The organism is Pseudomonas sp. LBUM1657, assembly GCF_059716075.1.
In genome coordinates, this window is the sequence record NZ_CP166799.1 from 5189263 (window position 1) to 5213548 (window position 24286).

At 59.6% G+C, this 24286-nt stretch carries 23 protein-coding genes; 13 read left to right on the top strand and 10 right to left on the bottom strand.

Features of this window, described 5'->3' with window-relative positions:
• The first annotated feature begins 19 nt into the window (after nucleotides 1–19).
• The 4 genes from ACA055_RS23990 to ACA055_RS24005 all read left to right on the top strand — a co-directional run bounded on the left by ACA055_RS23990 (nucleotide 20) and on the right by ACA055_RS24005 (nucleotide 6520).
• Nucleotides 20–1084 carry an imelysin family protein gene (locus tag ACA055_RS23990; protein ID WP_497680889.1) on the top strand — a complete coding sequence of 355 codons (1065 nt, stop codon included), beginning with the start codon at nucleotides 20–22 and terminating at the stop codon, nucleotides 1082–1084.
• Between the two features lie 14 nt (nucleotides 1085–1098).
• Nucleotides 1099–2196 carry a DUF1513 domain-containing protein gene (locus ACA055_RS23995; RefSeq protein WP_497680890.1) on the top strand — a complete coding sequence of 366 codons (1098 nt, stop codon included), beginning with the start codon at nucleotides 1099–1101 and terminating at the stop codon, nucleotides 2194–2196.
• 123 nt (nucleotides 2197–2319) lie between these two features.
• A complete protein-coding gene (locus tag ACA055_RS24000; RefSeq protein WP_497680891.1) occupies nucleotides 2320–3468 on the top strand; it encodes an efflux RND transporter periplasmic adaptor subunit in 1149 nt (382 codons plus the stop codon).
• Nucleotides 3469–3481: 13 nt separating this feature from the next.
• The gene (locus ACA055_RS24005; RefSeq protein ID WP_497680892.1) at nucleotides 3482–6520 is read left to right on the top strand and encodes a multidrug efflux RND transporter permease subunit; all 3039 of its coding nucleotides are present in this window, start codon (nucleotides 3482–3484) and stop codon (nucleotides 6518–6520) included.
• Between the two features lie 107 nt (nucleotides 6521–6627).
• On the opposite strand, the gene ACA055_RS24010 is transcribed toward ACA055_RS24005, so the two are convergent.
• The 5 genes from ACA055_RS24010 to colR form a co-directional block, all read right to left on the bottom strand.
• On the bottom strand, nucleotides 6628–6855 hold the full coding sequence (locus ACA055_RS24010; RefSeq protein ID WP_497680893.1) for a hypothetical protein: 228 nt from the start codon (nucleotides 6853–6855) through the stop codon (nucleotides 6628–6630).
• A gap of 2 nt (nucleotides 6856–6857) precedes the next feature.
• On the bottom strand, nucleotides 6858–7571 hold the full coding sequence (locus ACA055_RS24015; RefSeq protein WP_497680894.1) for a lipopolysaccharide kinase InaA family protein: 714 nt from the start codon (nucleotides 7569–7571) through the stop codon (nucleotides 6858–6860).
• 4 nt (nucleotides 7572–7575) lie between these two features.
• The gene (locus ACA055_RS24020) at nucleotides 7576–8244 is read right to left on the bottom strand and encodes a class I SAM-dependent methyltransferase (protein WP_497684478.1); all 669 of its coding nucleotides are present in this window, start codon (nucleotides 8242–8244) and stop codon (nucleotides 7576–7578) included.
• A 161-nt stretch (nucleotides 8245–8405) separates the two neighbouring features.
• Nucleotides 8406–9689, bottom strand: coding sequence for a sensor histidine kinase (locus tag ACA055_RS24025; protein WP_497680895.1), 1284 nt, complete (start codon nucleotides 9687–9689; stop codon nucleotides 8406–8408).
• Nucleotides 9679–10362: a two-component system response regulator ColR gene (colR, locus tag ACA055_RS24030; RefSeq protein ID WP_008032118.1), complete on the bottom strand. Its 684-nt coding sequence runs from the start codon at nucleotides 10360–10362 to the stop codon at nucleotides 9679–9681. The genes ACA055_RS24025 and colR overlap by 11 nt, the downstream gene beginning before the upstream one ends.
• A gap of 219 nt (nucleotides 10363–10581) precedes the next feature.
• Here colR and ACA055_RS24035 point away from each other — a divergent pair, with 219 nt between their 5' ends.
• Nucleotides 10582–11325, top strand: coding sequence for a phosphatase PAP2 family protein (locus ACA055_RS24035; RefSeq protein WP_497680896.1), 744 nt, complete (start codon nucleotides 10582–10584; stop codon nucleotides 11323–11325).
• A gap of 190 nt (nucleotides 11326–11515) precedes the next feature.
• On the opposite strand, the gene groL is transcribed toward ACA055_RS24035, so the two are convergent.
• The 4 genes from groL to ACA055_RS24055 form a co-directional block, all read right to left on the bottom strand.
• Nucleotides 11516–13159 carry a chaperonin GroEL gene (gene groL, locus ACA055_RS24040; RefSeq protein ID WP_008155543.1) on the bottom strand — a complete coding sequence of 548 codons (1644 nt, stop codon included), beginning with the start codon at nucleotides 13157–13159 and terminating at the stop codon, nucleotides 11516–11518.
• Between the two features lie 49 nt (nucleotides 13160–13208).
• Complete coding sequence (locus ACA055_RS24045; protein WP_007898444.1) at nucleotides 13209–13502, bottom strand: co-chaperone GroES; 294 nt, start codon at nucleotides 13500–13502, stop codon at nucleotides 13209–13211.
• Nucleotides 13503–13749: 247 nt separating this feature from the next.
• Nucleotides 13750–14226 (bottom strand): FxsA family protein, encoded by a 477-nt coding sequence (locus ACA055_RS24050; RefSeq protein WP_497680897.1) that lies wholly within the window; start codon nucleotides 14224–14226, stop codon nucleotides 13750–13752.
• 66 nt (nucleotides 14227–14292) lie between these two features.
• On the bottom strand, nucleotides 14293–15024 hold the full coding sequence (locus ACA055_RS24055) for a HugZ family pyridoxamine 5'-phosphate oxidase (RefSeq protein ID WP_497680898.1): 732 nt from the start codon (nucleotides 15022–15024) through the stop codon (nucleotides 14293–14295).
• Between the two features lie 165 nt (nucleotides 15025–15189).
• Here ACA055_RS24055 and ACA055_RS24060 point away from each other — a divergent pair, with 165 nt between their 5' ends.
• Nucleotides 15190–15948 (top strand): SDR family oxidoreductase, encoded by a 759-nt coding sequence (locus ACA055_RS24060; RefSeq protein ID WP_497680899.1) that lies wholly within the window; start codon nucleotides 15190–15192, stop codon nucleotides 15946–15948.
• A gap of 145 nt (nucleotides 15949–16093) precedes the next feature.
• Here the strand turns inward: ACA055_RS24060 and apbC are convergent, their stop codons facing one another.
• Nucleotides 16094–17188: an iron-sulfur cluster carrier protein ApbC gene (gene apbC / locus ACA055_RS24065; protein ID WP_497680900.1), complete on the bottom strand. Its 1095-nt coding sequence runs from the start codon at nucleotides 17186–17188 to the stop codon at nucleotides 16094–16096.
• 254 nt (nucleotides 17189–17442) lie between these two features.
• Between apbC and metG the strand changes: the two genes are divergently transcribed.
• From metG to nth, 7 genes are all read left to right on the top strand, one after another.
• Nucleotides 17443–19494: a methionine--tRNA ligase gene (gene metG, locus ACA055_RS24070; RefSeq protein WP_497680901.1), complete on the top strand. Its 2052-nt coding sequence runs from the start codon at nucleotides 17443–17445 to the stop codon at nucleotides 19492–19494.
• Nucleotides 19495–19623: 129 nt separating this feature from the next.
• A complete protein-coding gene (locus ACA055_RS24075) occupies nucleotides 19624–20193 on the top strand; it encodes an Rnf-Nqr domain containing protein (RefSeq protein WP_497680902.1) in 570 nt (189 codons plus the stop codon).
• Nucleotides 20190–21404: an electron transport complex subunit RsxB gene (gene rsxB / locus ACA055_RS24080; RefSeq protein ID WP_497680903.1), complete on the top strand. Its 1215-nt coding sequence runs from the start codon at nucleotides 20190–20192 to the stop codon at nucleotides 21402–21404. Before ACA055_RS24075 ends, rsxB begins: the two co-directional genes overlap by 4 nt.
• Nucleotides 21391–22383 (top strand): RnfABCDGE type electron transport complex subunit D, encoded by a 993-nt coding sequence (locus tag ACA055_RS24085; protein ID WP_497680904.1) that lies wholly within the window; start codon nucleotides 21391–21393, stop codon nucleotides 22381–22383. The genes rsxB and ACA055_RS24085 overlap by 14 nt, the downstream gene beginning before the upstream one ends.
• Entirely contained in the window at nucleotides 22380–22991 is a 612-nt protein-coding gene (locus tag ACA055_RS24090) for an RnfABCDGE type electron transport complex subunit G (RefSeq protein WP_497680905.1), read from the top strand. Before ACA055_RS24085 ends, ACA055_RS24090 begins: the two co-directional genes overlap by 4 nt.
• Entirely contained in the window at nucleotides 22984–23571 is a 588-nt protein-coding gene (locus ACA055_RS24095) for an Rnf-Nqr domain containing protein (protein ID WP_497680906.1), read from the top strand. Before ACA055_RS24090 ends, ACA055_RS24095 begins: the two co-directional genes overlap by 8 nt.
• 25 nt (nucleotides 23572–23596) lie before the next feature.
• Complete coding sequence (nth, locus tag ACA055_RS24100) at nucleotides 23597–24235, top strand: endonuclease III (protein ID WP_497680907.1); 639 nt, start codon at nucleotides 23597–23599, stop codon at nucleotides 24233–24235.
• Nucleotides 24236–24286: the final 51 nt, after the last annotated feature.

Here is a 24286-nt window from a genome sequence, read left to right on the forward strand (position 1 = left end):
TCATCAGCGGGAGCCCGACATGTTCCGTCCCAAATTGTTATTCACCAGCCTTGCCGCGCTAGCCTTGGGCGCCTGTTCGCCGCAGGATCCGCAGGCCGTCACCTCGGCGGCCATCGCCAAATCGGTGATCCTGCCGACCTACACGCGCTGGGTTGAAGCCGATCGCCAATTGGCCGTCAGCGCCCTCGCCTACTGCGAAGGCAAGGAAAACCTGGACACCGCCCGCGCCGATTTCCTACACGCGCAAAAAGCCTGGGCCGAGTTGCAGCCTTTGCTGATCGGGCCGCTGGCCGAAGGCAATCGAGCCTGGCAGGTGCAGTTCTGGCCGGACAAGAAAAACCTCGTCGGTCGTCAGGTCGAGCAACTGGTGACCGCGCAGCCGCAGATCGATGCCGCCGGCCTGGCCAAGTCCAGCGTCGTGGTTCAAGGTCTCTCGGCCTACGAATACATCCTGTTCGACAGCAAGCCTGACGTGGCCAACGACGCACAGAAAGCCAAGTACTGCCCGTTGCTCAAGGCCATTGGCGAGCGGCAGAAACTGTTGGCCGAAGACATTCTGAAAAGCTGGAACAACACCGACGGCATGCTCGCGCAGATGAGCAAGTTTCCGAACCAGCGCTACGCCGATTCCCACGAAGCCATCGCCGATCTGTTGCGCGTGCAAGTTACCGCCCTCGACAGCTTGAAGAAAAAACTCGGCACGCCAATGGGCCGTCAGAGCAAGGGTGTGCCGCAACCGTTCCAGGCCGATGCCTGGCGTAGCCAGTCGTCCCTGGCCGGCCTCGAAGCCAGCCTCGCTGCTGCCAAAACGGTGTGGGAAGGCGTCGACAACAAAGGCCTGCGCGGCCTCTTGCCGAGCGAGCAGAAGCCGTTGGCCGACAAGATCGACGCCGCTTATGCCGCGTCGCTGAAGCTGTTTGCCAGCAACCAGCGCTCGCTGACCGAAATGCTCAATGATGATGCCGGGCGCCAGCAACTCAACGCTATCTACGACAGCCTCAACGTCGTCCACCGCCTGCACGAAGGCGAACTGGCCAAGGCGCTGGGCATTCAACTGGGCTTCAACGCCAACGACGGTGACTGATGAGGGCGAGTGCCATGCTGCGACGCCAGGCTCTGACGTTAGGTAGTTTGCTGCTGGGTGCGGTGACACTGGGCGGCTGGACGCTGTTCAAGCAGAAGGACAAGAGCCCACTGCTGCTCTCGGCGCGGGACGATACCGACGGCAAACACTACGCCGTCGGTTATCGGCTGGACGGCACCCGGGTGTTCGCCACCCAGGTCGGCCAGCGTTGCCACGACATCATCAACCACCCGACGCTGCCGATCGCGCTGTTCGTTGCCCGGCGTCCGGGCACCGAAAGCTACCTGATCGACCTGCGCGACGGCTCGCTGCTGCAAACCGTGGTCTCGCAGCCGAACCGGCATTTCTACGGGCACGCGGTAATTCACAAGGGCGGTGACTGGCTGTACGCCACCGAGAACGACACTTCCGATCCGGGTCGTGGCTTGCTGGGTGTGTATAAGTTCGACGGTGAGCGACTTATCCACAGCGGCGAGATCCCCACCCACGGCGTTGGCCCGCATCAGGTGTCGTGGATGCCCGATGGCGAAACCCTGGTGGTGGCCAACGGCGGGATTCGCACCGAGGCCGAAAGCCGGGTCGAAATGAACCTCAACGCCATGGAACCGAGCCTGGTCCTGATGCAACGCGACGGCACCCTGCTGAGTAAGGAAACCCTGGCCCAACAGATGAACAGCGTGCGTCACCTGGGGATCGCCAGCGATGGCACCATCGTTGCCGGTCAACAGTTCATGGGGCCGTCTCATGAGTCTTCGGAGCTGCTTGCGATCAAGCGGCCAGGCCTACCGTTCGTAGCCTTTCCCGTGCCCGAGCATCAACTACAGGCCATGGGGCATTACACCGCCAGCGTCGCGGTGCACAGCGAGCTGCGCCTGGTCGCGTTGACGGCGCCTCGGGGCAACCGTTTTTTCATCTGGGACCTGGACAGCGGTGAAGTGCGCCTGGATGCGCCGCTTCCCGATTGCGCCGGCGTCGGGGCGGTGGCCGATGGTTTTGTCGTGACGTCGGGTCAGGGGCGTTGCCGGTTTTACGATTGTCGTCAGACAGATTTGGTTGCAAAACCCCTGGAGCTTCCGGCAGGTCTCTGGGACAACCATCTTCATTTGATCTGACCTTCCCTTCCCTGCGTCGATTTCGGCGCAGGGTCTGCCTGCAAGAAGTGTCAGTTGGAATCACCCTCCCACTCGGAGTAATGTGCCCGCCTGTCACCTGATTTTCTCCAAGGAAGTGGAAATATGCTGCGCCGCCGCATGCTGATCATGTTGGGTGTTGTTCTGCTGATCGTGCTGGTCCTGGCCGGTTACAAAGCCTTCTCCATCTACACGATGATTCAGGGCTTCTCCGCGCCGAAACCGCCGATCAATGTGGCCGTGGCTACGGCCTCCGAACAGCCGTGGCAAGCGCGCCTGCCGACAGTCGGCACACTCACCGCGCTGCAAGGCGTCGACCTGAGCCTGGAGATCGCGGGCACCGTCACGGATGTGCAGTTCCAGTCAGGGCAGAAAGTCAAAGCCGGACAACCGCTGCTGCAACTCGATAGCGACGTCGAAAGCGCCCTGCTGGAAACCGCTCAGGCGGACCTCGGGCTGGCCCAGCTGGATTACGGCCGCGGCGCGCAACTGGTGGGCAGCCGGGCGATATCCAAAGGCGAATTCGACCGCCTCTCGGCGCAACTGCAAAAGAACAAAGCCACAGTCAATCAGCTCAAGGCATCCTTGGCGAAAAAACGCATCGTCGCGCCGTTCAGCGGCACCATCGGCATTCGTCAGGTGGACGTCGGCGACTACCTCGCCAGCGGCACCATGATCGCCACCCTGCAAGACCTCAGCAGTCTCTATGTCGACTTCTATGTGCCCGAGCAGTCGGTGCCGAAGCTCGCGATCGGCCAGCCGGTGCAGGTCATTGTCTCGGCCTACCCGACGCAAAACTTCCCCGGCACCATCAGCGCAATCAACCCGAAAGTCGAGGACACCACCCGTAACGTGCTGGTGCGCGCCACCCTGGCCAACCCCGACAGCAAACTGCTACCGGGGATGTTTGCCAACCTGCAAGTGATGTTGCCAGACCCGCAGCCACGCATCGTCGTGCCGGAAAGCGCGATCACCTACACCCTTTACGGCAACTCGCTCTACGTCGTCGCGCAGAAAAAAGCCGAAGACGGCAGCGTCGAAAAAAACGACAAGGGCCAACCGATCCTGATCGCCGAACGGCGCTTCATCGAAACCGGCGAGCGACGCGACGGGGTGGTGGTGATTACCAAAGGCGTGCAGAACGGCGAAAAAGTGGTCACGGCCGGCCAGATCAAACTGGATAACGGCGCACACATTGCCATCAGCGAAGACAAGACTTTAGCCGAGAAGAGCAGTCCGCCGCGCGCGGACTGATCAAGGAATCCCCATGGCTTTTACCGACCCGTTCATCCGCCGCCCGGTGCTCGCCACCGTGGTCAGCCTGTTGATTGTGCTGCTGGGTTTCCAGGCCTGGAGCAAGTTGCCGCTGCGCCAATATCCACAAATGGAAAACGCCCTGATCACGGTGACCACCGCTTATCCCGGGGCCAACGCCGAAACCATCCAGGGCTACATCACCCAACCGATGCAACAGAGCCTGGCGAGCGCCGAGGGCATCGACTACATGACCTCGGTCAGTCGTCAGAACTTCTCGGTGATCTCGATTTATGCGCGCATCGGCGCCAACAGCGACCGCTTGTTCACCGAGTTGCTGGCCAAGGCCAACGAGGTCAAGAACCAGCTGCCCCAGGACGCCGAAGACCCGGTCCTGAGCAAGGAAGCCGCCGACGCCTCGGCGCTGATGTACATCAGTTTCTTCAGCAAGGAGCTGAACAACCCGCAGATTACCGATTATCTGTCGCGGGTGATCCAGCCGAAACTGGCGACCCTGCCGGGCATGGCCGAAGCCGAGATTCTCGGCAACCAGGTATTCGCCATGCGCCTGTGGCTGGACCCGATCAAGCTCGCCGGTTTCGGCCTGAGCGCCAGCGACGTGACCGATGCGGTGCGCCAGTACAACTTCCTCTCCGCCGCCGGCGAAGTGAAAGGCGAGTACGTGGTCACCAGCATCAACGCCAACACCGAGCTCAAATCCGCCGAGGCCTTTGCCGCGATTCCGCTCAAGGTCGATGGCGACAGTCGTGTACTGCTCAGCGATGTCGCACGGGTGGAAATGGGTGCGGAAAACTACGACACCATCAGTTCTTTCGGTGGCACGCCGTCGGTGTACATCGGCATCAAGGCCACGCCCGGTGCCAACCCGCTGGACGTGATCAAGGAAGTGCGCAAGATCATGCCGGACCTGGAAGCCCAGCTGCCGCCGAATCTCAAAGGTGAAATCGCCTACGACGCCACTCTGTTCATCCAGGCCTCGATCGACGAAGTGGTGAAAACCCTGTTCGAAGCGGTGCTGATCGTGATCGTGGTGGTGTTCCTGTTTCTCGGCGCCCTGCGTTCGGTGGTGATTCCGGTGGTCACCATCCCGCTGTCGATGATCGGCGTGATGTTCTTCATGCAGATGATGGGTTACTCGATCAACCTGTTGACGCTGCTGGCGATGGTCCTGGCCATCGGCCTGGTGGTGGATGACGCCATCGTGGTCGTGGAAAACATCCATCGGCACATCGAAGAAGGCAAGACGCCGCTGGATGCGGCCATCGAGGGCGCACGGGAAATCGCCATGCCGGTGGTTTCGATGACCATCACACTGGCGGCGGTCTATGCGCCGATCGGCTTCCTGACGGGGCTGACGGGGGCATTGTTCAAGGAGTTTGCCCTGACCCTGGCCGGGGCGGTGGTGATTTCCGGCGTCGTCGCCCTGACCCTGTCGCCGATGATGTGCGCCTTCCTGTTGCGTCACGATGAAAACCCTACCGGCCTGGCCCATCGCCTGGACGTGATTTTCGAAGGTCTCAAACGCCGCTACCAAAGCATGCTTCACGGCACGCTGAACACCCGGCCGGTGGTGCTGGTGTTCGCCGTGATTGTGCTGTGCCTGATTCCGGTGCTGCTCAAGTTCACCAAGGCGGAGCTGGCACCGGATGAGGACCAGGGCATTATCTTTATGCTAGCCAACGCCCCGCAACCGACCAACCTCGACTACCTGAACGCCTACACCGACGAGTTCATCACCATCTTCAAGGCGTTTCCCGAGTACTACTCTTCGTTCCAGATCAATGGCTTCAACGGCGTGCAATCGGGGATCGGCGGTTTCCTGCTCAAACCGTGGAACGACCGGGACCGAACCCAGATGGCGATCCTGCCCGAGGTTCAGGCGAAACTGGAGAGCATTCCGGGGCTGCAGATTTTCGGCTTCAACCTGCCGTCCCTGCCGGGCACCGGTGAGGGCTTGCCGTTTCAGTTCGTCATCAACTCCGCCAACGATTACGAGTCGCTGCTGCAAGTGGTCGACCGGGTGAAAAAGCGCGCGATGGAATCCGGCAAGTTCGCGTTCGTCGACGTCGACCTGGCCTTCGACAAGCCTGAAGTAGTGGTGGATATCGATCGCGCCAAGGCTGCACAGATGGGCGTTTCGATGCAGGATCTGGGCGGAACACTGGCGACGTTGCTGGGCGAGGCGGAGATCAACCGGTTCACCATTGAAGGTCGCAGCTACAAAGTCATCGCTCAGGTCGAGCGACCTTTCCGGGATAACCCCGACTGGCTGAACAACTATTACGTCAAGAACACCCAGGGCGAACTGCTGGCCTTGTCGACCCTGATCACCGTGACCGACCGAGCGCGGCCACGCCAGTTGAATCAGTTCCAGCAGCTCAACTCGGCGATCCTGTCCGGGGTGCCGCTGGTCAGCATGGGTGAAGCCATCGACACCGTGCGCCTGATCGCCGGGGAAGAAGCCCCGGCGGGTTATGCCTTCGACTATGCCGGTGCGTCACGGCAATACGTTCAGGAAGGCAGTGCGCTGTGGGTCACGTTCGCCCTGGCACTGGCGATCATTTTCCTGGTGCTGGCGGCCCAGTTCGAAAGCTTCCGCGATCCGCTGGTGATTCTGGTGACCGTGCCGCTGTCAATCTGCGGCGCGTTGATCCCGTTGTTCCTGGGCTGGTCGAGCATGAACATCTACACCCAGGTCGGCCTGGTGACGTTGATCGGGCTGATCAGCAAGCACGGGATTCTGATCGTCGAGTTCGCCAACCAGTTGCGCAAGGAAAAAGGGCTGACACCGCGCGAGGCCGTGGAGGAAGCGGCGGCCATTCGTCTGCGCCCGGTGCTGATGACCACCGCCGCGATGGTGTTCGGCATGGTGCCGCTGATCATCGCCACGGGTGCGGGTGCAGTCAGCCGGTTCGACATCGGCACGGTGATCGCCACGGGGATGTCGATCGGGACGTTGTTTACGTTATTCGTATTGCCGTGCGTGTACACCTTGCTGGCTAAACCCGATAAACCTGAAGATCATCGATGAACCTGTGGGAGCGGGCTTGCTCCCACTTTTGACCGCGTGAATTTTGAAGTTAGGGCAATAAAAAAGGCCTCGCATTGGCGAGGCCTTTTATTTGGGCTTCAATTTGTTCAACTTTGTGGCCTCAGTCCTTGAGAAAGTCCGAACATGAACAGCAATAAATCATGATCGGGTTGGGTGGCCACGGATGCCTTGGCAACTCGTGGCAACGGACAGTGCGCGTCACCGTTTACTGAACTCAAAACTTGCGGGCGAGGCTGCTCCCAAGCCGCCACCGCCAGTGAAGCAACTGCCAAGGCTCCTAACAAAAATACACCTCGTGCAATTTCGAGTTTCATTGCTATAAACCTTTGATAGCGCTGCCAAACGCCGTCTCATAAAAATAGACGAGTTTTTGCCAGTCCGTCGTGCTGAACGACGAGTGGCGGCGCAGTTGCTTCATGTCATGGCTAGCCGCAAGACGGGCGGTCAATCGCTGCCGGCACTTCTCCAGATCGATCAAGGCCACTTCGGCCTTGGCAGACTCTCCTTCGCCGATAACACGGACGAATACATGCTTGTCGTAAAGACAGCTGTGTTGCCAACGGGCCTTGTGCATTCGGGCCAGATTGTCGGCCAAGTCCTTCAAGATCCGATCATGCGCCACCTCGCCGTGCCGCTCGCGACCGCCACCAGCGTACCAGTGCTCGATTTCCTCGAAGCCGTCCAGCGATTTGGTCACCAGCAACGCGCGCCATTTGTGCACAGGATCACGCTGTGCACCGCAGTAAACGATTTCCGGAACGCGAACATCGATCCTGCTCAGGCCAATCAGAGCATCACGCTCGCGCAGCACAGTCGGCCGGCCGAACGGATGCTTCCCGCTGCGATAGATGTGCCCGGTCTGACGTTTGGTGTAGAGCAGCTGTCCATTACTGTCCAGGACGCGCTGGACGCCACTTTCCCCACCGCGACGAACGTTGGGTTCTTCTACCCACTCACCGCGCAGATTCCAGAAGTAGTCGAAGCGATCCTCAGGAGCGACTTGCGCTTGTGCTGCACATGGCACTGCCATTGTGTTACCTCTTGCGTAAAACGTAGACCCGCCACATGGCATAGAGCGGTAAAAAATCCAGTCGTTCCTGGATGCGAAAACCTGCTTGCTCGAACTCCTGTTCAACCGTGGCAGCCGGTAACACAAATCGATTCTGGTAACTTTCCTGCTCACGCGTGGACTCGAGGCGCTTGCGTTTCCAGGCTTTGAAATTGCCGTCCACCCAAAACGAAAGGATCACGCTGTCTCGCGTGACGCGCTCGAATTCACGGAGAATGGCCAGTCGATGCGTGGCTTCACCGATGTGATGGAGCAAACGCATGCAGAAAATGCTGTCGACGGCGTTATCAGGCAAGGCGATGTCGAATGCAGATGTGTGCAAGGGTTGTACCCTTTTCACCACATCGGCGGGTTGTGCCTTGGTAGCCACCTTCAGCATTGACTCGGAGTTGTCGGCCCCGATGATCACGCGATTGGGTTTTTCCGCCAGCAACGGCCAGAAGCGCCCCACGCCACACGGCAAATCGAGGACCAGCCCCGGCTCACCCACCAGCGTCAGTGCTTTTCGCGCCAGTTGCTCGTCACGCCAATGGGACAGTTTGCGACTGAGGCCATCCTGATGCTTGAGCAGGTATTCTTGTGCGTGTTGATCGTCGTACTTTTCGGAAAAATCGAGTTTGATCGGGTTATCCATCATCAAGGGCTCCTGAGCTGCTTATGACCACTACGTTAGGTAGCGCCGTGTCAGCGTCAGGTCGTGCCTTTGTGAAAAAATTGTCATGTAACAGCCCGAACTATTTCAGCGTTTTACAGGGAGCCGGTAATGGCTCTGGGCCACCACCCCCTAGAGACCTATCAGTTCACCGCCGCTGAATCCAGGTCCACCTGAAAACGGCAGCCATTGGGTTCCATGTTCGTCAGGCTGACATTCCATCCCTGGTTCTCACAGATCCGTTGCACCAGCGACAACCCAAGCCCCAGGCCCTCTCCGCGCTTTTCGTTGCCGCGCACGAAAGGTTCGAACATCGCTAAGCGTTTTTCCTCGGGAATGCCCACCCCGCTGTCTTCGACCACGAATCCGGTGGCAGTCAAGGTCAAGCGGATGAACCCGCGTTCGGTGTAATGCAGTGCATTACGCAACAGGTTGCCCATCACTGCGTGCAGGAGGGTTGCGTTGTAACAGGTGCCTGTCGGATGGCCCGGCTCAAAGATCAGCGTCAAACCCTTGGCCTCGATCGGCTCACGCCATTGATTGACCAGCCCGTCAGCCACCTGGCTCAGGTTTTGCTGTGGCGACATACTGGTATCTTCATGTTGAGCACGGGCCAGCATGAGAAAGGTCTGCACCAACTCACGCATCTCCCCGCAGGCCCGGGCGATCCGCTCGACCTGAGCCCGGCCACGCTGATCGATACCGGGGTTTTCCAGCAGCAGTTCACAGGAACTGGCCAGGACCATCAAGGGTGTGCGCAGTTCGTGGCTGACGTCACTGGTGAACAGCCGCTCCCGGGTCAGTGCCTGACGCAAGCGCCCAAGGGTGGCGTCGAAGGCCACGGCGAGTTCGCCCACTTCATCGGCGGCGTAATCCGGTGCCAACGGCGGTGCCAGACCCAATAGCTGATCGCGGTGACGCACCTGACGAGCCAGACGCACCACCGGTGCCATCACCTTGCGCGCCAGCACCCAGCCAAGGAACACCGCCAACGCCAGGCTCAGTACGAAGCCCACCAACACCACCGCGAAAAGCACGCGCTCACGTTCTTCGAAATCGCTTTGATCCTGCAACAGCACATAACGACGGCCATCGACGACTTCAACCATCGCGTGGTACGACAGCTGCTCGCGAAATACTTCGTGAAAACCGGGGTCCAGGTGTCGCAAATCCTTGGGCAGCTCGAAGTCGCCCGGCCCGCCACTGAAATAGAACAACTGGTCCGGCTCCGGGCGATGGCTCCAGTCCGAGACACTGTCCATCAACAACAAACGTTGAAGATCGCCGCCCAGACCTGCCGAGATCAGTTTTTCTTCCACCAGGTGCACGGTCGCCACAATGCCCATGGCGAAGGCGCCCGCGACCAGTGCGCTCATCAGCGCGAAGGCGATGATGATCCGTTGAGCAAGGCTCTGTCTAAACTCCATCACGACCCTCAGCCAAGCGATAACCCACACCGTGCACGGTTTGCAGCAACGGTTTGGCGAACGGCTTGTCGATCACCTGGCGCAGTTGATGGACGTGGCTGCGCAAACTGTCACTGTCCGGGCAGTCATCGCCCCACAGCGCTTCTTCGAGAATTTCGCGGCGCAACACGTGAGGACTTTTTTGCATCAGCACGGCCAGTAATTTCAGGCCTACCGGGTTGAGTTTCAGCAGACGACCTTCGCGGGTCACTTCCAGGGTATCGAGGTCGTAGCTCAGATCGCCCACTTGCAACGTTCGGCGACCGCCACCTTGGGCACGACGCATGACCGCCTCGATACGCGCGGCCAACTCGGACAGGGCGAAGGGTTTGATCAGGTAGTCATCCGCACCGGATTTGAAGCCTTGCAACCGGTCATCCAGTTGATCGCGGGCGGTGAGCATGATCACCGGTGTGTCGCGGCGGGCGTCTTCGCGCAGGCGCTTGCACAGCGTGTAGCCGTCGATGCCGGGCAACATGATGTCGAGCACGATCAAGTCGTAGTGCTCGGTGGCAGCCAAGTGCAGACCCGACAGACCGTCCTGTGCACAATCCACGGTGTAGCCTTTGAGTCCCAGGTAATCCGCCAGATTGGCCAGGATATCGCGGTTGTCTTCAACCAATAGAATTCGCATGGGCACCTCCTCCGTACACAGTTACGGCCGTCTTGGACCGCGCAGCTTAAGGCCAAGTGTGGCTCAGGGCTAGGACTGCGTGCAGTGGTCAATCCCGCCATTAAACCCGTTTTCACGTTAACGACTTTTTCACTATCGATTCACAGGCTGGCGACAGGAGCAGGCTCAGACTCCGCGCGGTTGCGCTCTTCAGACCCTTTAACCGACCAAGGAACTGCCATGGTGTCGACTACTGTCCGCCCCGCCTCCCGCCCCCTCAATTTCTGGGTGTGCCTGGGTGTTCCCGCCGTTGCGGCGATCATTCTGGTGCTGCTCGAACTGACCTCCCTGGACATGGACCTGGCCAGGCTGTTCTATGACCCGGTCGCGGGGAATTTCATCGGGCGACACAGTTACTTCCTCGAAAACATCCTGCATGACCGCGCCAAGCAAGTGGTTATCGCCTTTTCGGTGCTGGCCATCCTGGGTTACATCGGCTCCTTCTTCATGAACAGGCTCAAACCGTTCAAACGGGAACTGGGCTGCCTGGTGCTGTCCCTGGGGCTGGCGACCTCCTTTGTCACACCAGTCAAAGCGGTGACGGCGGTGCAATGCCCCTGGAGCCTCGAACAGTTCGGCGGTCACGAAACCTACAGCGAGTTGCTGAGCCATCGTCCGCCCACCGACAAACCTGGCCGTTGCTGGCCCGGCGGTCACGCAGCGACCGGTTTCACGTTGTTTGCACTGTTCTTCGTGTTGCGCGACCGTCGACCACGACTGGCACGCAAGGCGTTAGTCTTTGCTTTCGCCCTGGGTTCTGTGTTTTCCATCAGCCGGATGATGCAGGGTGCGCACTTCTTTTCGCACAACGTGTGGACAGCGATTTTCTGCTGGCTGATTTGTCTGGGGGCGTATTACTACATCCTGTATCGACCGGCTTCCAAGGCTGAGCGAGTGCCCGAAGCGGAATCGGTCAGCGCCTGAACACAGATCTAATGCGGGAGCGGGCTTGCTCGCGAAAGCGGTGTGTCAGGCAACGGATATGCTGACTGATCCACCGCTTTCGCGAGCAAGCCCTCTCCCACGCTAAACCGATGTTGCGCTCAAAATCCGGGCAATAAAAAACCCCGCCTGCTTTCGCAGACGGGGTTTTTAGTACAGGGGTAAGGCTGGCTTACATCATGCCGCCCATGCCGCCCATACCGCCCATGTCTGGCATGCCGCCGCCAGCTGGGCCGTCTTCCTTGATCTCGGCGATCATGGCTTCGGTGGTGATCATCAGGCTGGCAATCGACGAAGCCGCTTGCAGAGCCGAACGAGTCACTTTGGCCGGGTCCAGGATACCCATTTCGATCATGTCGCCGTATTCGCCGGTCGCAGCGTTGTAACCGTAGTTACCCGAACCCTGCTTGACCTTGTCTACAACTACGCTTGGCTCGTCGCCGGAGTTGGCAACGATCTGACGCAGTGGCGCTTCAACAGCGCGACGCAGCAACTGAATGCCCACGTTCTGGTCATCGTTGTCGCCTTTCAGCTCGGAGATAGCTTGCAGAGCGCGAACCAGTGCCACGCCGCCGCCAGGTACCACGCCTTCTTCAACGGCTGCACGGGTAGCGTGCAGGGCGTCTTCAACGCGGGCTTTCTTCTCTTTCATTTCAACTTCGGAACCAGCGCCAACCTTGATCACTGCAACGCCGCCGGACAGTTTGGCCAGACGCTCTTGCAGTTTTTCACGGTCGTAGTCGGACGAAGTGTCGGCCACTTGCTGACGGATCTGCAGAACGCGAGCCTGGATATCAGCCTCAACGCCGGCACCGTCGATCACGGTGGTGTTTTCTTTGGACAGGATCACGCGCTTGGCATTACCCAGGTGTTCCAGGGTAGTGCTTTCCAGGCTCAGACCGATCTCTTCGGAGATAACGGTACCGCCAGTCAGAACAGCGATGTCCTGCAGCATGGCCTTGCGACGGTCGCCGAAGCCTGGAGCCTTGACGGCTGCGACTTTAACGATGCCACGCATGTTGTTCACAACCAGAGTCGCCAGGGCTTCGCCTTCAACGTCTTCGGCCACGATCAGCAGTGGACGGCCAGCTTTGGCAACGGCTTCCAGTACTGGCAGCATTTCGCGGATGTTCGAGATTTTTTTGTCGACCAGCAGGATCAGCGGACCGTCCAGCTCGGCAGTCATGGTCTCTGGCTTGTTGACGAAGTACGGGGACAGGTAGCCACGGTCGAACTGCATGCCTTCAACAACCGACAGTTCGTTTTCCAGGCCCGAGCCTTCTTCAACGGTGATCACGCCTTCTTTACCGACTTTTTCCATGGCTTCGGCAATGATGTCGCCGATGGAGCTGTCGGAGTTGGCCGAGATAGTGCCGACCTGAGCGATGGCCTTGGTGTCAGCGCAAGGCTTGGACAGGGCTTTCAGCTCTTTGACAATAGCGATGGTCGCTTTGTCGATACCGCGCTTGAGGTCCATCGGGTTCATGCCGGCAGCGACGGCTTTGAGGCCTTCGTTGACGATCGATTGAGCCAGAACGGTAGCGGTGGTGGTGCCGTCGCCTGCGTCATCGTTGGCACGGGAGGCAACGTCTTTGACCAGCTGCGCGCCCATGTTTTCGAAGCGATCTTTCAGCTCGATTTCTTTGGCTACAGAAACGCCGTCCTTGGTGATGGTCGGAGCGCCGAAGCTCTTCTCGATGATCACGTTACGGCCTTTAGGGCCCAGGGTCGCTTTTACTGCGTCAGCCAGGACGTTGACACCGGCGAGCATTTTCTTGCGGGCGGAATCGCCGAATTTAACTTCTTTAGCAGCCATGATCGATATTCCTTAAATACTTTGTAGTAGCGGGAAAATGAGCGGGGAATCAGCCTTCGATAACAGCGAGGATTTCGCTCTCGCCAATTACCAGCAGGTCTTCGCCGTCGACTTTCACTGTGTTGCTGCCGGAGTAAGGGCCGAACACAACCTTGTCACCCACTTTCACGGCCAGCGCACGCACTTCACCGTTGTCCAGCGCTTTGCCTGGGCCTACAGCGAGGACTTCACCCTGGTTTGGCTTTTCAGCAGCCGAACCTGGCAGGACGATACCGCCAGCGGTTTTCTTTTCTTCTTCGCTGCGACGGACGACGACGCGGTCATGCAGAGGACGAAGCTTCATTGTCGATCTCTCCTAATTGTGGTTTTCATCGGCCGGTGTATTCCCGGCGGGTTTAACAAATCCGGCGGTGCCGGGTGCGGTTCGTCAAGCGAACCGCGGAAGTCTGTCTGGCGTGATCGCCAGAAACCTTGCGGTGACCGTTACATAAGGGCGCACAAGCTGATTACAAGGGCGGGGATCGAAATTTTTTACATTGTTACCCCGAAAACGAACACGGCACCCGAAGGTGCCGTGCAGGTGAATCGGTTTACTTGGAATCGCGGTGTTCGAACTCGCCTTCGATCACGTCGGGTTCGCGGCCTAGCGGCTGACGCGGAGCGGGACCGCCACGGGGCTGAAGATCATCAGCAAATGCACGCTGACGGATCGCCGCCTCTTCGGCGCGCAGGCGCATTTTATTGGCCAGCAGTCGACGCGAGATCGGCAGCAGCATGATCAGGCCCAGCACGTCGGTGACGAAGCCCGGCAGGATCAACAGGCCGCCGGCCAGTGCCAGCATCAAACCTTCCAGCATGGTCTGGGCCGGCAGCTCGCCGCGGTTCAGGCTTTCACGCGCACGCAGCGCGGTTGCCAGACCGGCGATACGCAGCACGAACACGCCGAGCATCGAGCCGAGAATGACCAGCAGCAGGGCCGGGAAAAACCCGATCGCCCCGCTGACCTTGACGAATACGAACAGCTCCAACACCGGGAACAGTACAAAGAGCAATAAAAAAGGGCGCATCAAATGGTTCCTCAACGCAAGAATGCCTTGCCAGTCTCCCCTAGATGACGTCGCCGTTTCGTGAATTCAAGCGTCGGCCACTTCATTTTTCGGCCAATGTTCAGCGTGAGCCAGAAAAACCAAGGCTTCCCGCACTTGTGTCGGCGTATTACATGGCGCTTGGAACGGTAGCCAGTAGAGCCCCTGGCCAATGCGCAGGTGCATGCCTTCGGTGTCGATACCGGCCAATTGCGCCGGCTCGGTCTTCGGCAGACCGGCCAGCTCGACGTAGTGCGCTATAGCCTTGGCGTGATCGGCGTTCATGTGCTCGACCATGCTCACTTCAGCCTTGCCGGCGAACGGATTGGCCAGGGTCAGCTGATCGACCCAGTGAATCGCCCCGAAACCGCCGATGTAACGGTGACGCACCGGCTTGAGTACCCAGAAATCGAAATCGTGGGCCTTGTGATAGTTCTGCGAATCCGGGAAGTAACGGTAGTAACGCTGCGCGGCGGTATCGATGGCGGCGGTGTCTTCGAGTTTTTCCGCTTCGGCCAGGTAGGTCAGGCGACCAACGGCCTGCACGTCTTCGGCCCCACGCTCGCCCACGAACAGTGAACATTTCGGATCTTTCTGCAGGTTATGCGTGTGCTGGGCGATGCGGCTGATCAGGATCAGCGGCCGGCCCTGCTCGTCCAGACAGTACGGAACCACAGAGCCAAACGGGAAACCGGGCATTGCCTTGGAGTGCGTCGAGAGCACTCCGCGGTATTCCTTGAGAAGCAATTCTCGTGCATTCTTAGCCGCTTCAACGCTCAATTTATGACTCCTTATATAGAATCCGTCGAAAAAACGGACAGGTGCCTGGGGATAAGTTCCAGTGACACCATCGGGGCAGTTCTCATGTGCAACCAGGCCACATCAGGTGCAGATCGAGAGGCCCTCTAGAAGGAAACCACTCTGACCTGCTATTGGGGCATGCGAATGCAACTCACTGACAAAGTAATCATTATCACTGGCGGTTGCCAGGGTTTAGGCCGTTCCATGGCCGAGTATTTCGCCGGCAAGGGCGCGAAACTGGCGCTGGTCGATTTGAACCAGGAAAAGCTCGACGACACCGTCGCCGCGTGCAAGGCCAAGGGCGTCGAGGCCCGCGCCTACCTGTGCAACGTCGCCAATGAAGAGCAAGTGACCCACATGGTTGCCCAGGTGGCCGAAGATTTCGGCGCGATCCATGGCCTGATCAACAATGCCGGCATTCTGCGCGATGGCCTGTTGCTCAAGGTCAAGGACGGCGAGATGACCAAGATGAGCCTGGCCCAGTGGCAGGCGGTTATCGACGTCAACCTGACCGGCGTGTTCCTGTGCACCCGTGAAGTCGCGGCGAAAATGGTCGAGCTGAACAACAGCGGCACCATCATCAATATCTCGTCGATCTCCCGTGCTGGCAACGTCGGCCAGACCAATTACTCCGCCGCCAAGGCCGGTGTGGCCGCGGCGACCGTGACCTGGGCCAAGGAACTGGCGCGCTACGGCATTCGTGTGGCGGGCATTGCGCCGGGCTTCATCGAAACCGAGATGACCCTGGGCATGAAACCGGAAGCGCTGGAGAAGATGACGTCAGGGATTCCGCTCAAGCGCATGGGCAAGCCGGAAGAGATCGCCCATTCGGCGGCCTACATTTTCGAGAACGATTACTACACCGGGCGGATTCTGGAATTGGATGGCGGGTTGCGCATTTAAGGCCACCGCAAAACAAATATGGGAGCGGCGGTGCGACGATTCGACTTGCTCGCGAATGCGGTAGATCAGTCAACTTATCCGTTGAATGACACACCGCTTTCGCGAGCAAGCCCGCTCCCATAATGAATCGCATTTGTTCAGCGGATCAATCGTCGCTGATGGTGATGTTCGGCATCGCCGGCGATACCGCTTCCTGCAACACAATCCGCGCGCCGACGTGGCGGGCCAGTTCCTGATAAACCATCGCAATCTGGCTGTCTGGCTCGGCGATCACCGTTGGCTTGCCGCCATCGGCCTGCTCGCGGATGACCATCGACAGCGGCAACGATGCCAGCAGTTCGACGCCATACTGGTTGGCCAGTTTCACCCCGCCGCCCTCACCGAACAGATGCTCGGCATGCCCGCAGTTGGAGCAGATGTGCACGGCCATGTTTTCCACCACGCCCAGCACCGGAATGTTGACCTTGCGGAACATCTCCACACCCTTGCGTGCGTCCAGCAATGCCAGATCCTGCGGGGTGGTGACGATCACCGCACCGGCCACCGGGACTTTTTGCGCCAGGGTCAACTGGATGTCGCCGGTGCCTGGCGGCATGTCGATGACCAGGTAATCCAGGTCGCCCCAGGCCGTTTGCGTGACCAGTTGCAACAGCGCGCCGGAGACCATCGGCCCACGCCAGACCATCGGCGTGTTGTCATCGGTCAGGAATGCCATGGACATCACTTCGACGCCATGGGACTCAATTGGCACGAACCATTTCTGATCCTTGACCTTCGGTCGGGTGCCTTCGGGAATACCAAACATGATGCCCTGGCTCGGACCGTAGATGTCCGCGTCGAGAATCCCGACCTTGGCGCCTTCGCGGGCCAGGGCCAGTGCGAGGTTGGCGGCGGTGGTGGATTTACCCACACCGCCCTTGCCGGACGCCACGGCCACGACGTTCTTGACGTTCGCCAGGCCCGGAATCTGCGCCTGGGCCTTGTGTGCAGCGATCACGCTGGTGATGTCGACGCGAGCGATGGTCACGCCGTCCAGGCCTTCGATGGCCATTTGCAGCAGCTGCGCCCAGCCACTTTTGAACAGACCGGCGGCGTAGCCCAGTTCCAGCTGGACGCTGACGCGATCACCCTGGATGTCGATGCTGCGCACACACCCGGCGCTGACCGGGTCCTGGTTCAGGTAAGGGTCGGTGTATTGGCGAAGGACGGCTTCCACCGCTGCGCGATTGACGGCGCTCATGGGCAACTCCGATAGCAAGACTGGAAAATCAGGCGGGTATCGTACCTGTTCTGATCGTTTGGCGGGATGCCGAAAAGATCGCAGCCTTCGGCAGCGCCTACAAGTTCACCGCAAGCCCTGTAGGCGCTGCCGAAGGCTGCGATCTTTTGATTGCTTCGCTCGTTACTCATCCAATGAAACAGGTGCACGGGGTGAAAAATATGCGCCAGCGCTTTATAGTGGCCGACCTCCGTTTCATCAAGTAGCCGAGCCCCATGTCCGAGCCACGCAAGATCCTCGTCACCAGCGCCCTGCCCTATGCCAATGGTTCGATCCATCTTGGCCACATGCTGGAATATATCCAGACCGATATGTGGGTGCGCTTCCAGAAGCACCGTGGCAATCAATGCATTTATGTCTGCGCCGACGACGCCCACGGTTCGGCCATCATGCTGCGCGCGGAAAAGGAAGGCATTACCCCGGAACAACTGATCGCCAACGTCCAGGCTGAACACAGCGCCGACTTTGCCGAGTTCCTGGTGGACTTCGACAACTTCCACTCCACTCACGCCGAAGAAAACCGTGAGCTGTCGAGCCAGATCTACCTGAAGCTGCGCGACGCCGGGCACATCGCCACGCGTTCGATCACCCAGTACTTCGACCCGGAAAAGAAAATGTTCCTGGCCGACCGCTTCATCAAGGGCACCTGCCCGAAATGTGGCACCGAAGACCAGTACGGCGATAACTGCGAAAAATGCGGCGCGACCTACGCACCCACTGATCTGAAGGACCCGAAGTCGGCGATCTCCGGCGCCACCCCGGTGCTCAAGGATTCCCAGCACTTCTTCTTCAAACTGCCGGACTTCCAGGAAATGCTGCAAGCCTGGACCCGCAGTGGCACGCTGCAAGACGCGGTCGCCAACAAGATCGCCGAATGGCTGGATGCTGGCCTGCAACAGTGGGACATTTCCCGTGATGCACCGTACTTCGGCTTCGAAATTCCCGACGAGCCGGGCAAATATTTCTACGTCTGGCTGGATGCGCCGATCGGCTACATGGCCAGCTTCAAGAATCTTTGCGACCGCACGCCGGAACTGGATTTCGACGCGTTCTGGAACAAAGACTCCACCGCCGAGCTTTACCACTTCATCGGCAAGGACATCGTCAACTTCCACGCCCTGTTCTGGCCAGCCATGCTCGAAGGCGCCGGTTTCCGTAAACCGACCGGCATCAACGTGCACGGCTACCTGACCGTCAACGGCCAGAAAATGTCCAAGTCCCGTGGCACGTTCGTCAAGGCCCGGACCTACCTGGATCACCTGTCGCCGGAATACCTGCGCTACTACTACGCGGCCAAGCTGGGCCGTGGTGTCGACGACCTCGACCTGAACCTCGAAGACTTCGTGCAGAAGGTCAACTCCGACCTGGTCGGCAAAGTCGTCAACATCGCCAGCCGTTGCGCCGGTTTCATCCAGAAAGGCAACGCCGGTGTGCTGGTGGCGGGTAACGCCGCGCCGGAATTGACCGAAGCATTCCTGGCGGCCGCGCCGAGCATCGCCGAAGCCTACGAGGCTCGCGACTTCGCCCGCGCCATGCGCGAGATCATGGGCCTGGCCGACCGCGCCAACGCCTGGATCGCCGACAAGGCACCGTGGTCGTTGAACAAGCAGGAAGGCAAGCAGGAAGAAGTCCAGGCAATCTGCGCCCTGGGCATTAACCTGTTCCGCCAGTTGGTGATCTTCCTCAAGCCGGTACTGCCGCTGCTGGCCGCCGACGCCGAGGCGTTCCTCAACGTCGCGCCGCTGACCTGGAACGACCACGCGACCTTGCTCAGCAATCACCAGCTGAACGAGTTCAAGCCGTTGATGACCCGAATCGACCCAGTAAAAGTGCAAGCCATGACCGACGCTTCGAAAGAAGACCTGACCGCCAGCCAGACCGACACCGGCGATGCTGCACCGGTCGGTAACGGCGAACTGGCCAAGGACCCGCTGTCGCCAGAAATCGAGTTCGATGCCTTTGCCGCTGTCGACCTGCGCGTCGCCCTGATCCTCAAGGCCGAAGCGGTTGAAGGCGCCGACAAACTGCTGCGCCTGACCCTGGACATCGGTGATGAGCAACGCAACGTGCTCTCCGGGATCAAGAGCGCTTACCCGGACCCGGCCAAGCTCGAAGGTCGCCTGACCATGATGATCGCCAACCTCAAGCCACGCAAAATGAAGTTTGGGATCTCCGAAGGCATGGTGATGGCTGCCGGCCCTGGCGGTGAAGAAATCTACCTGCTCAGCCCCGACAGCGGCGCCAAGCCGGGTCAGCGGATCAAGTAAGGTTCTGCGGTAAATCGATCCCACAGTCGTGCCTGGCGCGACTGTGGGATTTTCATGTCTGGCCCACCCTCCTTCCTTGCCGGATAATGCCTAGTCTTGTTAGACAGCCCTGTTCTTGCCGGCACGATCATGACCGAGATACTTCTTACGCTTATCAGCGCAGCCTTGATCAACAACCTCGTGTTGCACTGGCCGCTGGGCGTCGATCCGTTGCTGGCCAGCGCGCGTCGTCAGGTCCATGCGCTGGGCTTGGCAACGACGTGTTTGATGCTGATCGTCGGGATTCTGGGTGATGCGCTCTACCGCTGGCTGCTGCTACCGCTGGAGCTGACGGCGCTGCGCCTGTTCGTGTTCCTGCCCCTGAGCGTTCTGCTGATCGGTCCATTGTTGACGCTGCTTTCACGACTGTTTGCAAAGCTTTCGTTTGAGGGCCTCTGGCCGCTGCTATTGGGTAACGCCGGCGTGCTCGGACTGGCACTGCTCAATGCCGGGGATGACAAAGGCTTCTTCCACGCCGCGGCCCTGAGCCTCGGCGTCGGGCTGGGTTTCTGGCTGGTGTTGAGTCTGTTCAACGACTTGCGCCAACGCACACTCGACAACGATATTCCCCTGCCCTTTCGCGGCCTGCCGATCGATCTGATCGGCGCCGGACTGATCGCAGTGGCCTTTCTCGGATTCAGTGGACTGATCAAAACATGAGTCTGATTCAACGCATCGACGCCCTCTTGCCGCAGACTCAGTGCGGCAAGTGTGGCCATCCCGGATGCAAGCCGTACGCCGAAGGCATCGCCAACGGCGAGCCGATCAATAAGTGCCCACCCGGTGGCAGTGAAACCATCTCGGCCCTGGCCGAACTGTTGAAAGTACCGGTGCTGGAGCTGGACGTCAGTCGCGGCTCGGCGCCAGCGCAGATCGCGTACATCCGCGAGGCCGAATGCATCGGCTGCACCAAATGCATCCAGGCGTGCCCGGTAGACGCCATTGTCGGCGCGGCCAAACTGATGCATACGGTGATCGTCGATGAATGCACCGGTTGCGACCTCTGCGTAGCGCCCTGCCCCGTGGATTGCATCGAGATGCGGCCGTTGCCTCTGGCCACTGTGGTGCCGATTGTCGGTGGCCTGGCGTTCAATCTTGAAGAGCAACGGGCTCGCACCGCCAAACGTAACCATGCACGGCGGCGCTTCGAACAGCGCAACGCCCGTTTACAGCGCGAAGAACAACAGAAACTTGCCGAACGTCAGGCCCGGGCACATCGCGCCCCGCAGCCGCTCAGCGAAGTGACGATCGACCCAGTGCAAGCCGCCCTGGAGCGGGTTCGCATCCAGAAAGCAGCGAATGCCGATGCGGCGTTGAAAAAAGCCAAGATCGATCTGGCCATGAGTCGGGCGCAACTGAACAAGTCGCTCAAGGCATTCGGACATCCGCCGACCTTCGAACAGCAGTCGCAGTTGATCGTTCTGCAACAGCAGTTCGAAGCCGCTGAACAAGCTTTGGCCCGGTTGGAAAGCATCACACCGCCACCGGCGACGCCTGTTGCTCCGGCGAAGGATGCCGAATTGAAACGGGCAAAAATCCAGTTGGCCATGCGCCGCGCCGAACTCAAGAAAGCTCAAACCAGCGAAGCACCGGTTGAGCAGATTGAAACGTTGGAGCGCGCACTCAGTGAAGCCGAGGAAAACCTGCACGCTGCTGAAGCGGCCAGTGAACAACCTTTGCCTGACTTGGCGCGCATCGAAAAACGTCCCATCGACAGTCAACTTCGACAGTTGAAAACCGAATTGGCCTACGCCCGCGCCGACGTCAACAAACTCGAACGGCGCATCGACACCCCCGTCGAGCTGCTCGAAAAGGCGCGTGCCCGCCTGCAGGAAGCCGAGCGTCAGGTGGATGCCTATGTCGCCCCTTGAGTCGGTCGACCAACGCCTACAGCAGGCCATGAAGCTGGTATTGCTGGCCACCGTGCCGGGAACGCTGGCGTTATTCTGGTTTTATGGTTGGGGCGTATTGATCAACCTGATTCTGGCCGGCATTACTGCAATGGCCGTCGAAGCTGCCGTGCTGCACCTGCGCAAGCGGCCGCTCAAACCAACCTTGAGCGATGGCAGCGCCCTGGTCAGTGCGACGCTGCTGGCGCTGGCCTTGCCGCCCTATTGCCCATGGTGGCTGACGGTCTGTGCTGCGGCTTTCGCGATGGTGTTCGGCAAGCACCTGTACGGCGGCGTCGGCAAGAATCCATTCAACCCGGCAATGCTGGGTTTCGCCCTGGTGCTGGTGACCTTTCCCCAACAGATGACTCACTGGCCGTCGTCCCATGGCATGGACCTGCTCGGTGGTTTGCAGCAGGTGTTCGGTTTCAGCTTCAGCCAGACGCCGGATGCCTGGGTTCAAGCCACGGCGCTGGACAGCCTGCGGATCAACAAAAGCCTGACCATGGACGAACTGTTCGCCGGCAACCCGGCGTTCGGCCAATTCGGTGGGCGCGGCGTGGAATGGGTCAATCTGGCCTTTCTGGCGGGCGGCGTGTTTCTGCTGCAACAACGAGTGTTCAGCTGGCACGCGCCGGTCGGCATGATCGCCAGCCTGTTTATCATCAGCCTGCTGTGCTGGAACGGTTCGGGCTCCGATTCCCATGGCTCGCCGCTGTTTCATCTGCTCACCGGCGCGAGCATGCTGGGTGCATTCTTCATCGTCACGGAGCCGGTGTCGGGTGCGAAGAGCCCCGGTGCCCGACTGCTTTTCGGCGCGGGTGTGGGCCTGCTGACGTACCTGATTCGTACATGGGGCGGTTATCCGGACGGCGTGGCGTTCGCGGTGTTGCTGATGAACCTTTGTGTGCCGGCGCTGGAACGACTCGTCGTATCCAGACAGGAACGGGTTGCACCATGAACCGAACGACGAGCGTTGCGACCCTGGTGTTACTGGCCTGCGTAGGGATTGGCGCGACCTACTTTGCGCAACACGCCAGTGCGCCGCGGATAGCGGCCGAACAGCGTCTGATCGACAGCCGCAATCTGCTGGACATGCTCCCCCCTGACAGCTACGACAATCAGCCGCTGGAACAACCGCTCGCCTTCGAAAACATTGCATTGGACAGCAGCACACTGCTGGGTGGATACCGGGCGACCAAGGTCGGCCAATCCACCGCCGTGTTGTTGCGCAGCCAGACCCTGGGCTACGCGGGCTCCATCGAGCTGCTGATCGCCATCGGTGCCAACGGCAAATTGTTGGGCGTTAAAACCCTCAAACAATCAGAAACCCCCGGGCTCGGTGGTCGACTTGCCGACTGGCCCAACACCTGGCTTCAAATATTTTCCGGCAAGTCCCGAACCGAACCGGTCGACAGCGGCTGGGCATTGAAAAAAGATCAGGGGCAATTCGATCAAATGGCGGGCGCGACCATCACCTCAAGGGCGGTGATCAACGCCATCCATGATGCGCTGCGCTACTTCGATGAACACCGGCAACAGCTGATCGGGAGCAATGCCCATGAATAAGTCATCGACGCTGCAAAACTCGCTGATGCTTGCCCCACTGATCGGTGCCACCCACTCGTTGGTGACCGCGCTGGGCGTGTGGGTGATGTTCGTGGTGGTGATCAGTGCCTTTGGCGCGAGCATGGCCGCATTGCGATCCCGACTCATCCCGGCGACACACTTGCTGGCCGGCGTCCTGCTGGCGGCAACGTTGACCAGCTGCGCGGAAATTGTTGCACAAGCCTGGTCGCTGCAATGGCATCGGAATCTGGGTTTCTATGCAGGTTTGATCGCCTTGCAATGCGTCGTGCTGGAACACACTGGTTTTTTCCAGAGCCCATGGCGTGATCGTCTGCGCCTGTGTGGCCTGTTCGGCACGTTGATGGTGGGCATGGGCCTGCTGCGCGAATTCATCGGCAGCGGAACATTCGGCAGCCATCTGTCGTGGCTGGCCGGTGCGACACAAGCGGACTGGCAAGGCTGGGTACTGACCGCCGACGGCGGTTTGCAACTGGCTATCCTGGCCCCTGGTGGATTTATTTTGCTCGGTCTGCTGATTGCCGCATGGCAGGCCTGCGCCCGTCCGACTCCTTCACTCTGACTGCTTTCGAGGAAACGCTCTGCCCATGAATGCCGCAAAACGTCTGGAAATTTTCCGCAGGATGCACGAAGACAACCCGGAACCGAAGACGGAACTGGCCTATTCCTCGCCGTTCGAATTGCTGATTGCCGTGATTCTCTCGGCGCAGTCGACCGATGTCGGTGTCAACAAGGCCACGGCCAAACTGTTCCCGGTGGCCAACACCCCGGCAGCGATTCATGCCCTGGGCGTCGAGGGGCTGTCGGCGTACATCAAGACGATCGGCCTGTTCAACAGCAAAGCGAAAAACGTGATCGAAACGTGTCGCTTGCTGGTGGAACGCCATGGAGGCGAAGTGCCGCAGACCCGCGAAGAGCTGGAAGCGCTACCCGGTGTTGGCCGCAAGACAGCCAACGTCGTGCTCAATACCGCATTCCGTCAGCTGACCATGGCCGTGGACACCCACATTTTTCGGGTCAGCAACCGTACAGGCATTGCTCCAGGCAAGAATGTGGTCGAGGTTGAGAAAAAACTGATGAAGTTCGTGCCCAAGGAGTTTTTGCTCGATTCCCATCACTGGCTGATCCTGCACGGACGCTACGTTTGCCTGGCCCGCAAGCCTCGCTGCGGCAGTTGCCGGATCGAAGACTTGTGCGAATACAAGCACAAGACCTCGGACGATTGAGGCGCTATTAGGTTTTTTGATTTATCGATTGAAAAAATCTTTTTTACCCGC